Raw genomic sequence first — 11867 nt, forward strand, 5'->3', positions numbered from 1 at the left:
GAGTGAGCCACTATAATATCTGCGAGTTTACTCGCGTAATGATTTATCTAATCCGTAAACTTCGCGCATAGAAATATCATGTTCAATATCAATACCTCTGATATTGATCCGATAACTGTCATATGCAATACGATCTAATATAGCATCTGCCAATGGACTGTCTGAACCTCCAAGTTGATCATACCATTCTTCAAATTCATACTGAGAACAAAAGATGGTAGATGATTTTTTACGTCTTCTGTGTAAAAGTTCAAAAATATCTCTTTGTTCTGATTCAGTTGGCTTTAATAAAAGCCATTCATCTAAAATAAGAAGAACTGGATTTGCATATTTAGCCATGATCTTTTTGTAATTGCCATTGTCACGAGCCAGCTCAAGATCAATCAAAAGATCAGGTAACCGAACATACTTGGTATTAAAATATTGTTTACATGCTTCCATACCAAAGGCACATGCCATGTACGTTTTTCCGCAACCAGTTGCACCTGTGATAAAGATATTTCTATGTTCAGATATATATTCACATGTAGCAAGACGAGTGATCAATTCCTTGTTCAGTTTACGTCCGGATGTATAATCGACATCCATGATACTTGCATCTGGCTGATCAAACTCAGCTTTTTTGATCAGTCTCTTTAATCGATTACTTTTTCGGTTATTATATTCGATATCTACAATCATACCGAACCGGTCTTCAAAAGGAACTTCGTTAAATTCAGGATCATTCAACTGATTACGAAATGAATCTGCCATGCAGCTAAGTCGCATTTCAATTAATTTATCAATTGTGCTTTGATTTGTCATAGTTATTTACCTCCGATAATAATCAGCACCTCTTGTGATGCCGTGTGCTTTGTGTGTGGATTCTGTATGATCAGCTTCCGATTTCAGTTTTTTTGAACTGGTCACAAGAATGTTTTTAATGCTCTTATAACTCGGTGACGAAGTATAGGATAAGGCTTTTTTACAAGCAGCTTCCAATAAAGTATCAGAGTACTTTTCAGCAAGCTTCAGTAATCCCATACAACTTCGGTAGGTTTGCTGCTCCACACGTTTGGAGGTTAAGATTGCATTGACTGCATGATATGTATTTATTCCAATCTGTTCAGCCCATTTACGGAAACGATCACCATTCCATTCAAGATATTTCTGATGATCCTCTGGCATATGTGCTGTAACAGTACTGTATTGACCCGGACGTCCTTTTAGTCGACGATGAGAAGCAATACGATTGTGATTATAAAAGATCTCAACTGTATTATCTGTTATTTTTACATCAACTTTCTTTTTGATGTATTCATAAGGAACTGAATATAGCATTTTATCCACAGATATGTGATAATTGAACTGAACTGTGGCGGTTTTCCAGTCGCTTAGTTCAAAACGGGTAGCAGGTAATGGGGATAGCAAAGGCTTTTCATTTTCAAGGAATAGCTCCAACCGGCTACCTTCCTTTTTTTGAAAGAGTTTTTGGTTAAAAGTCAAAAGTTTTTTTCTGATAGCCCGATTTAATTCCGCAAGTGAAAAGAACTGTTCATTGCGAAGTGCTGCTGTGATCCACGTAGATATATTTCCAACGGTTCCCTCTGCATTCGGTTTATCTTTAGGACTTCTGACACGAGCAGGTATGATCGCAGTTCCGTAATGTTCAGCTAGTTCCTGATAGATTTGATTGATCTGTTGATCTTTCCGTTTTCCGTTATGGATAACTGCTGTTTTACAATTATCTGGCACGAGGATCTTTGCAACACCGCCAAAATATTCATACATATGAATATGAGCCTTGATCCATGATCGTTGTTTCATATCCAAAAAAGCTTCAACGTAAGTATACTGACTGTATGTCATCACACCAACAAAGATATGTGCCTTGATGATCTCTCCTGTATCTGGATCGATGATCATTGCAGGATCACCAGCCCAGTCAACTTCGATCTGCTCTGCAGGTTTACGTTTGATATGCATGGTAGCACGATGTTTCTGCTCATCCTGTTGAATGTGATAACAGAATTGAGAATACATCAATGGTTCATCTCCATTTGCACGGCAATCTTCAATATATTCTGTCCAGAGAAGTTTTTTACTGACACCATTGCGGAGTAGTTCTTTTCGGATGTAATCATAATCAGGCATCCGACGGTTTGATCTGTTGTGTAGTTTTGGATATAACAACTGCTCTAATACTGCATCTGTCTGATCATCTGATAATGGCCAGGAAAGATTTAACTCCTTAGCACGTTTTAAAACTTTTGAAACAGTATTTCGAGAACATGGAACACTTAAAGCAATGTTCCGATTACTAAATCCCAGACTGGAAAGTCTGAGAATCTCACGATATTTGGTCATCGTTAGGACCTCCTTCATAATAGATTTACACCTAATAAAAGTGTATAAAACTATTATAAAGGAATCGGCTCAATGAATCCGGAACAGTGGCTCAGCCTAAAATGGAATGGTGGCTCAACCATGTCGGACAGATGGCTCAATCAGTCCAAGATTATTCATATAGTGCTATTCTCTCCATTAACTAAACATAACCTATTGTTCGATAATAAATTTTAGATCCAAAAAGAGGCTTCACACCACGAACCAACTCGCAATGCAAAGCCTCATCACTCACCCATTATATTCTTGTCACAAAATCCAGCGAGATCCACCCATTCCGCCTGGACAGATGGCTCAGTCTAAACTGGACAAGCGGCTCTGCCGCATAAGAATATTCACAATCCATAAAAATGTGATGATGCGTTCAAAGAGGATAATTACTTAATCATTTTCATTGCAAATCACAATCAGATGACATTAGCAAATTTTCTAATTTATTCTGAGCAAATCTCTGAAGATAAAAATACTTATCAATAATTTTATAATTCATATTTCTATCAATTTGTTCAAAGCAAAAGTCTATTAACTCTTTTATAAAACTTTCACCAGACAGATAATAATCCTGCAAGATTATATTATTCTCTGGAAAGTGCAGATAATTATAGATATATTTTTCATCAATATCCTGTTCAATGATTCCCTCACCTGTTCCTGGCATTTTAGGAACCAGTCCCGCCCCCAAAATAGATATATATTCAGGGTTTTTTGCAACTATTTTATATTTTACTGATGATATATTTTCTAAAACTGCTTCAGCAATATAATCATCTATAACAATACGAGGATGAATTGCTATTTCTGACTCCATCTTATACGCCTTATTCACCGCATCTCCAAAAAACATACTTTTTGAAGGGTCAACATAAGCATCACCATAAGATATTCCACCTCTAAAAAGAATTCTTTCTTTAATGAATCGTAAAAATATTGGCTCACAATTACACAATGCCACTTTAAATAGTTCGCCCTCATCTTTACGTTCATCAGATATTCCGTCTTTAAAGCCATAGAAAATATAAGCACAATCAGAAAATGTATATATTTTTCTAAAATACACCGTGTGTATCATATCATTTTGCTTGTTTCTTTCAAGCTCTTCATGAAAAATTTTGTTAATTTTATATGTCTCTTGAAAATCAACTCTATTTTGGCTTCCAAGAATATCTACAAATATGACTAAATATTTAGCGAAACCATTTGGCTCATTACTCATCAAAATCCACCTCTACTATTGTCCTTTTTCATTTAACTTCTTTATTACGCAAAGCTGTATCTGTTATAAACCTCGCCCATCCAAATACTGAATAGCTGTTGAAATCAAGGATAAGCATCGCTTATAAAAATACTCATAATGCCTTTTATCCTGAATATCCGTTTTTGTTGTTTCATGGTGTCGAATTCTAAAATTATTGCCAAGTATGGTAAGCTCATGAAATTCCTTTTCAAATAATTCTAAAAACGGCTGTTGATTATTACCCATATCCATTATAATCTTATTAACTGATTTCTTCTTATCTACAGTCGATGAACAGTAATATGTCTTTAGTCTCTCAAATGCATCCCAAAGTTTCTCCACTGCAATTTGCAAATTGTTTTCATCATAATATTTTGAAGCCTCTTGTAATAACTCTTTCAGTCCTACTTCTTGAACAGACACTAATGAATTTTTATTTATCTGGGTATCAAATGTATTCATTAGCTTCCCCTTGGAAAGCTGAAACGGTATCTCATTCAGTTTTAATATAGCATTAATCTGTGGTTCAAAGTCATCTGAGATACTATGTTTCGCAAAAAACTCTATTGCGTCCAACACGCAAAATGGAGAATTAGAAAGTATGAATGCTTGCAAATCAGCAGTTTCAACATATTCTTTTTTATCATTATAACACTTTGGCACATAAAATTGCCTTATTTCATTGAAAACATCCTCAGCTACTGTTGTATTATAATTCCATCCCGTTTCGTCAGTCGCTTGATATACGATATTATATCGCTCCAGAAACTGATAAATTTGATTTCTCGCTTTCCGCTTTATGGACAATACTATCTTTTTTGCTTTTATGTCCTTTGCATTTCGTTGAGAATATGGAATAAACAACGTATTATCTTCTTGCTGATATATTCTCCATCCATAAACATCACGATTGGATATTTTCTCAGCAGGGTAAATCTCATAACCGTCATTTTGTAATAGCTTGTTAATTGCCACTAAAAATTCTTTCCAATATCCCTTATCATATCGAACAGCAGGGTGAAATACTTCACAAAGAAATTTTAAATATACTTCATCGCTACCATCTTGTAAATTGAATCTTTTGTCTTCAAAAACCCAGCAGTATGGATAATCATCATTATTCACTGTATGTTGCCAAATATCCTGTTCTGCATTTGCAAATCTTGAATCAAAACTTGGCATTCTCTCTAAATCATATAATCTTTTAAGAAAATCTATTTCTTCAAGGCGACCATAATAATTGTAAGTAACGGTTCGAGTTTGAAAAAATTCATCTATCTCCAATCCATTCTGAAATAAATCTAAAATATCTCGCTTTGTTATTTCTGTAATACGGTTCACTCCATTTTCCTCCTTTCAAGCGTATTCAGCACTTATATATTGCTTCCCAAATATTTTAAAGAAAAGCGTATCACTATTTTAATGATACGCTCATCATTATTAAATCACTTCAAAATGCTTCAATGCATCCTTTATTGCTTCAACCTTCTCTGGAGTCGGATGCTTCCTCGGCTGTTTCAATTCCTCTACCGCATTAGGAGCATCGTACATCGGCAAGCCTAAATCTCTCTTTACCTCTGCGATATATGCGGTATGTACTTTGAAACCGTATTTAACTTCTATGTATTCCTTTACCATTTTGTAGATCGCTCGTTCTTTGGGCTTGTAGCTTTCCGCTCTTTTAGCAATATTATCAAGTGGAACTTTTCCCTCACCCTCGCCAAACTCAACTTTTACGTTGATATGTCCGTCTGGCTTTTTGTGGGAAAGCAGTACTACCGTCTCAACATGAACTGTATTTGAGAACTGTTCCACATCTGTTACCCGCATAACCTCTCTGCTGCCTCAAACACTTCCAAATATCTCGCAAGACTTATCACTTATCCGTAACTCCCCTGCTTTAAATTGTATTCTTTATTGCTTTGTATGGAAATTCAACTGATTGTCTATGTCCCGTCCAGCATACATTACTCTAAGTATTGTTACGACTTTTTTATCACTATTTGGAATATATAGTATCACATAATTATCTACTGGTAATATATGAAGTTCACGACTTTTCCATGGTTCTTTTTCATATTTTCGATAACGCTTCGGCATCGCATCAAGACTTAATATCTGTTCTTCTAGACGATTAAGTTGTCCGATTGCATTTTCTGGTAATTGTAATTCAAAAGCAATATATTCAAAAATTTCTCTCAAATCACGGTCTGCCTGTTCAGATACTTCTACTTCATATTTCATAAGTCATAATCCTTGCGAATATCAGCAAAAGCTTTCTTCGCATTTTTTGTCCGTCTATCATGCATATCTGCATATCCTTTCTCCAATTCTTCATTGAATTCTACTTCTGATAATATGCTGATATCAACAGGTCTAGCGGATGGTATTTTTACTTCAAATGGAAGTCCTCTCTGTAAGATAATCTGCTTATAAAACATATTGATAGCACTAGAAGCAGGAATACCAAGTGCAGACAAAATACTTTCTGCTTTTTCTTTGACTTCTGGTTCAATCCTTGCATATAAATTTGCTGATTTTGTAGCCATATAAAACATCTCCTTTCGTGAGTAGTTTTTCTATCTATTTTTATTATATGCAAATGTCCGCACAATAGCAATACTAATTTTACCTTTCCGTTTTCCAACAGCTTTTATATCACCATTCCTTGAACTTATTCTATATTGCCATTTACATTTTGGGGAATATATGAATAATCTTGGACTGATTGAGCCATCTGTCCGACATGGTTGAGCCACCATTCCATTTTAGGCTGAGCCACTGTTCCGGATTCATTGAGCCGATTCCTTTATAATAGTTTTATACACTTTTATTAGGTGTAAATCTATTATGAAGGAGGTCCTAACGATGACCAAATATCGTGAGATTCTCAGACTTTCCAGTCTGGGATTTAGTAATCGGAACATTGCTTTAAGTGTTCCATGTTCTCGAAATACTGTTTCAAAAGTTTTAAAACGTGCTAAGGAGTTAAATCTTTCCTGGCCATTATCAGATGATCAGACAGATGCAGTATTAGAGCAGTTGTTATATCCAAAACTACACAACAGATCAAACCGTCGGATGCCTGATTATGATTACATCCGAAAAGAACTACTCCGCAATGGTGTCAGTAAAAAACTTCTCTGGACAGAATATATTGAAGATTGCCGTGCAAATGGAGATGAACCATTGATGTATTCTCAATTCTGTTATCACATTCAACAGGATGAGCAGAAACATCGTGCTACCATGCATATCAAACGTAAACCTGCAGAGCAGATCGAAGTTGACTGGGCTGGTGATCCTGCAATGATCATCGATCCAGATACAGGAGAGATCATCAAGGCACATATCTTTGTTGGTGTGATGACATACAGTCAGTATACTTACGTTGAAGCTTTTTTGGATATGAAACAACGATCATGGATCAAGGCTCATATTCATATGTATGAATATTTTGGCGGTGTTGCAAAGATCCTCGTGCCAGATAATTGTAAAACAGCAGTTATCCATAACGGAAAACGGAAAGATCAACAGATCAATCAAATCTATCAGGAACTAGCTGAACATTACGGAACTGCGATCATACCTGCTCGTGTCAGAAGTCCTAAAGATAAACCGAATGCAGAGGGAACCGTTGGAAATATATCTACGTGGATCACAGCAGCACTTCGCAATGAACAGTTCTTTTCACTTGCGGAATTAAATCGGGCTATCAGAAAAAAACTTTTGACTTTTAACCAAAAACTCTTTCAAAAAAAGGAAGGTAGCCGGTTGGAGCTATTCCTTGAAAATGAAAAGCCTTTGCTATCCCCATTACCTGCTACCCGTTTTGAACTAAGCGACTGGAAAACCGCCACAGTTCAGTTCAATTATCACATATCTGTGGATAAAATGCTATATTCAGTTCCTTATGAATACATCAAAAAGAAAGTTGATGTAAAAATAACAGATAATACAGTTGAGATCTTTTATAATCACAATCGTATTGCTTCTCATCGTCGACTAAAAGGACGTCCGGGTCAATACAGTACTGTTACAGCACATATGCCAAGGATCATCAGAAATATCTTGAATGGAATGGTGATCGTTTCCGTAAATGGGCTGAACAGATTGGAATAAATACATATCATGCAGTCAATGCAATCTTAACCTCCAAACGTGTGGAGCAGCAAACCTACCGAAGTTGTATGGGATTACTGAAGCTTGCTGAAAAGTACTCTGATACTTTATTGGAAGCTGCTTGTAAAAAAGCCTTATCCTATACTTCGTCACCGAGTTATAAGAGCATTAAAAACATTCTTGTGACCAGTTCAAAAAAACTGAAATCGGAAGCTGATCATACAGAATCCACACACAAAGCACACGGCATCACAAGAGGTGCTGATTATTATCGGAGGTAAATAACTATGACAAATCAAAGCACAATTGATAAATTAATTGAAATGCGACTTAGCTGCATGGCAGATTCATTTCGTAATCAGTTGAATGATCCTGAATTTAACGAAGTTCCTTTTGAAGACCGGTTCGGTATGATTGTAGATATCGAATATAATAACCGAAAAAGTAATCGATTAAAGAGACTGATCAAAAAAGCTGAGTTTGATCAGCCAGATGCAAGTATCATGGATGTCGATTATACATCCGGACGTAAACTGAACAAGGAATTGATCACTCGTCTTGCTACATGTGAATATATATCTGAACATAGAAATATCTTTATCACAGGTGCAACTGGTTGCGGAAAAACGTACATGGCATGTGCCTTTGGTATGGAAGCATGTAAACAATATTTTAATACCAAGTATGTTCGGTTACCTGATCTTTTGATTGATCTTGAGCTGGCTCGTGACAATGGCAATTACAAAAAGATCATGGCTAAATATGCAAATCCAGTTCTTCTTATTTTAGATGAATGGCTTTTATTAAAGCCAACTGAATCAGAACAAAGAGATATTTTTGAACTTTTACACAGAAGACGTAAAAAATCATCTACCATCTTTTGTTCTCAGTATGAATTTGAAGAATGGTATGATCAACTTGGAGGTTCAGACAGTCCATTGGCAGATGCTATATTAGATCGTATTGCATATGACAGTTATCGGATCAATATCAGAGGTATTGATATTGAACATGATATTTCTATGCGCGAAGTTTACGGATTAGATAAATCATTACGCGAGTAAACTCGCAGATATTATAGTGGCTCACTCCGCCTGGACAGATGGCTCAGTCTAAACTGGACAGGCGGCTCTGCCGCATAAGAATATTCAATATATCTGTATGACAAATTAACACCTATAAATTAAATGAATATTTTGTTTAGAGTTTTTCGTTTTATTCTGATTAATTTATCATTTTACTTTGTTAACTGATTTCTTAATATTTGCAGGACCTTAATGTCATAAGCAGCTCTAAGTTTCAAAAAGATTTTAACTTAATATCAGAAAAATCAAACTGGTTTTCTAGATAAGCAATTATCTTATCTGATAAACTATGCATACAATGTAAATACTCATAATAATTCATATTATCAAAACAATTTTCGATAATTCCATAGAAAGGTTTTTCAATATTTTCAAAAGCTATAACTCCTGCATTTTCAAGATTATAATGCATCATACAATTACGCAATTTTGTTTTAAATAATTTTTCGCCTTGAGAAAGAATTTTATTAATTTCTTCTGTTTCTATACTTATATCATCATTATTTTCACAATAATTTTTTAAACGTTCCAGTCCTCGCAATGTATAATATGTCACAATGTATTCTACTCTAAAAGCCCATATATTCCCATCTATAAATAATGGCCTTAATACATATTTAACAAAATTCATATTACATAATAAATGCAAAAAAAATAGATTAATTTCTTTAGGTTGCTTTTCCAAAAATAATCGATTTTTCTTATTTGTGTTTATATCATAGTAAGAATTAATTTTTGTAGAAATGCATGGTCTTTCAACTAAAGGATATTTCAAAGAAGATGCTATACATTCTCTAATTGATTCCGTAAATGTCCCTATTTGATAACTTATTTGAGAATATTTTTCTCTATTTTTATTGTCAAATATATTCTCAACAGACAAAAAATCTGCTAACTGTTGTGTGTTTCCAATAATATGTCTAGCATTCATCCAATAAGTCCCCAAATTTAAATGAATATTCTTATTTTTCAAAAATTTAAATCTAAGTTGACTTTTAAAATCCTGATTTTGTTGATCATCAACCGACAAAACCCTTTTTTTAGATTTCCCAAATCTATCCGAGTAAGCTTTAATGTGATTACGAATATCTTTTAAATCTTGAGCTACTGGTTCAAGTACATAGACTTTTCCCATATATTCTTGGCATGATTGAATAAATAATGCATAGTATGGTATTATTTCCATACAAAAAATAGGATCCTCTTCTGTCTGTAATAAAGAATATATTGACTCAGCATCTTCTTGTATAATGCCAATAGAAACTAAACGTTCGATTTCTGTTAATTTATCCATGTTATATACCTCTTATTCATATATGTGCTGTTGCTCAATATAATTTCTTAATGTCTCAAGAACCTTAAATTTCTCCTAGTTAATATTTTTGTCATCTAATATAAGATTCCCTTCTTTATCTCTAACTGCCTTTTCAAGCAATATACTTTTACCTCCGTCATAACCACAGGGATTTATTCTGATTTCCTTTTTAATCATATTTTCTCCGAACATATCTTCTGTACTATAAACATAATATCTTCTTCCATTATAAATAACAAATGATTTTAACGGAATTCTATTATTATTTTTATCGTAAAAATTTGTATACTCTTTATTAACATCTTGCCAGTCACTTTTATTTTTTATATAAATCCATTTTATACATGGTATACTAATATACAAAGCAGCTATACAAATAACAGAACTATTATTGTTATATATTTTATTTTGTTGTTCGATTAAATTATTAATTCCATATAATGCATAATATACCGTATATATGATATTTTCCAAATCATCAATACTAAGCAATATTGGAATAATAAAATTCAGATAATGCTCTTTATTTCGATAAATGTAATATATTAATAACCACAAACCTCTTGAAATGAATATCCAATATATAATATGAATATTTATAATTAAAGTAATCTTTAAATTCAAAAAATTTCTTATTCTTATATTCCATAATTTAAACATTATTTTTACACAACTTATTTCCCATTGAACCAAAACCTGATTTAAGGACAAAAAAATTATTATTAAAGAAATTACTTCTTTAATAAATTTACATATTTTTTTAACAAATTGCTTTGATCTACACTTTTCTAGAAATAACTGAATACAGTCTTTACTAATTTTTATTACTGTCACTTTTTACCCATTTTTATATTTCTATTATTTAATATACTTATTCCTTACTCTGATTTTTTAATGTGTACGGGACTTAATATTTATTATAAGTTTTTTCCAATATTTTCAAGTTCTTTTATAGAATCCTTGTTTTTTGCAAGTTCATCACTGGCTGTTGCATAATATGATTTTTGGAAAATCATATCCCATGAAAGATATTTCGCCATGCAGTCGAACTGTTTGTCAATTAACTCATACTGGATACTATCCACCGGGGATCCTCCCACAACGATTGTTCCAACTTTTTTATTTTTCAGCTGCAAACCGCGGCAGTAGCACTTATCAATGATAAGTTTCAACTGCGCAGACATTCCCCACCAATATACCGGAGTAGCAAAAAGAATCACATTTGCAGCAGTAATTTTATCAATCGTGGGATTTGTATCATCCTGATCAATACATCCTTTATAACATTGACAGGCCCCACATCCCTTACAAGGTGCTATATGAAGTCTGTCTGGTTGGATGATTTCAATCTCATTCTTTTCTGATGCCCCTTTTATAAATGCGTCAATCGCCGTCAGCGTGTTTCCCCTTCTGGCACTTCCGTTAATAATCACAATTTTCATGTATGTTTCCTCCAGCTTCTGATTTCATGAAATCATTATACCTTTTTTCGCTTATCCTGTCATCACATTTCATCAGATCAGAACCTGTCAAAATCCTCCTGTGTGGCGGATATGACGCACATCCCCGTCAAACTCAAAAAGCAGGGCAAACAGTGCCAGTTCTGCATCCGAGTTTTCAATCAGAACACCCTTGGCATCCAACTTCTCTCTCAGCACATCCGTCCGGAAACTCTCCGGAATCAGTGCAAGTTCCAGACCTCCGACTTATTATAAAAAATCCCGGC

At 34.1% G+C, this 11867-nt stretch carries 11 protein-coding genes and 2 pseudogenes; 2 read left to right on the top strand and 11 right to left on the bottom strand.

Features of this window, described 5'->3' with window-relative positions; all coding sequences use genetic code 11:
* Nucleotides 1–27 precede the first annotated feature (27 nt).
* The 7 genes from istB (QUE18_RS07485) to QUE18_RS07515 form a co-directional block, all read right to left on the bottom strand.
* The gene (gene istB, locus QUE18_RS07485) at nt 28–804 is read right to left on the bottom strand and encodes an IS21-like element helper ATPase IstB (protein WP_009203658.1); all 777 of its coding nucleotides are present in this window, start codon (nt 802–804) and stop codon (nt 28–30) included.
* Nucleotides 805–810: 6 nt separating this feature from the next.
* Nucleotides 811–2346, bottom strand: coding sequence for an IS21 family transposase (istA, locus tag QUE18_RS07490; RefSeq protein WP_040344287.1), 1536 nt, complete (start codon nt 2344–2346; stop codon nt 811–813).
* Between the two features lie 430 nt (nt 2347–2776).
* Nucleotides 2777–3598 (bottom strand): hypothetical protein, encoded by an 822-nt coding sequence (locus tag QUE18_RS07495; RefSeq protein WP_009203491.1) that lies wholly within the window; start codon nt 3596–3598, stop codon nt 2777–2779.
* A gap of 63 nt (nt 3599–3661) precedes the next feature.
* The gene (locus QUE18_RS07500; RefSeq protein ID WP_009203490.1) at nt 3662–4960 is read right to left on the bottom strand and encodes an AbiJ-related protein; all 1299 of its coding nucleotides are present in this window, start codon (nt 4958–4960) and stop codon (nt 3662–3664) included.
* Nucleotides 4961–5059: 99 nt separating this feature from the next.
* Entirely contained in the window at nt 5060–5449 is a 390-nt protein-coding gene (locus QUE18_RS07505; protein WP_009203489.1) for a hypothetical protein, read from the bottom strand.
* Nucleotides 5450–5533: 84 nt separating this feature from the next.
* Nucleotides 5534–5863 (bottom strand): type II toxin-antitoxin system RelE/ParE family toxin, encoded by a 330-nt coding sequence (locus QUE18_RS07510; RefSeq protein ID WP_009203488.1) that lies wholly within the window; start codon nt 5861–5863, stop codon nt 5534–5536.
* A complete protein-coding gene (locus QUE18_RS07515; protein ID WP_009203487.1) occupies nt 5860–6168 on the bottom strand; it encodes a type II toxin-antitoxin system RelB/DinJ family antitoxin in 309 nt (102 codons plus the stop codon). The genes QUE18_RS07510 and QUE18_RS07515 overlap by 4 nt, the downstream gene beginning before the upstream one ends.
* 319 nt (nt 6169–6487) lie before the next feature.
* Between QUE18_RS07515 and istA (QUE18_RS07520) the strand changes: the two are divergent.
* Both istA (QUE18_RS07520) and istB (QUE18_RS07525) read left to right on the top strand, forming a co-directional pair.
* A pseudogene (gene istA / locus QUE18_RS07520) lies at nt 6488–8022 on the top strand (IS21 family transposase).
* 6 nt (nt 8023–8028) lie between these two features.
* The gene (istB, locus tag QUE18_RS07525; protein ID WP_009203658.1) at nt 8029–8805 is read left to right on the top strand and encodes an IS21-like element helper ATPase IstB; all 777 of its coding nucleotides are present in this window, start codon (nt 8029–8031) and stop codon (nt 8803–8805) included.
* A 235-nt stretch (nt 8806–9040) separates the two neighbouring features.
* Here the strand turns inward: istB (QUE18_RS07525) and QUE18_RS07530 are convergent, their stop codons facing one another.
* From QUE18_RS07530 to QUE18_RS07545, 4 genes and pseudogenes are all read right to left on the bottom strand, one after another.
* Complete coding sequence (locus QUE18_RS07530; protein ID WP_009204265.1) at nt 9041–10120, bottom strand: hypothetical protein; 1080 nt, start codon at nt 10118–10120, stop codon at nt 9041–9043.
* Between the two features lie 75 nt (nt 10121–10195).
* A complete protein-coding gene (locus QUE18_RS07535) occupies nt 10196–10975 on the bottom strand; it encodes a hypothetical protein (RefSeq protein ID WP_009204266.1) in 780 nt (259 codons plus the stop codon).
* Between the two features lie 83 nt (nt 10976–11058).
* Entirely contained in the window at nt 11059–11583 is a 525-nt protein-coding gene (locus QUE18_RS07540; RefSeq protein ID WP_009204267.1) for a flavodoxin family protein, read from the bottom strand.
* 102 nt (nt 11584–11685) lie between these two features.
* Nucleotides 11686–11844, bottom strand: a pseudogene (locus QUE18_RS07545) (major tail protein); the annotation flags it as partial.
* Nucleotides 11845–11867 lie beyond the last annotated feature (23 nt).

Source organism: Anaerostipes hadrus ATCC 29173 = JCM 17467 (assembly GCF_030296915.1).
Classification (GTDB): domain Bacteria; phylum Bacillota; class Clostridia; order Lachnospirales; family Lachnospiraceae; genus Anaerostipes; species Anaerostipes hadrus.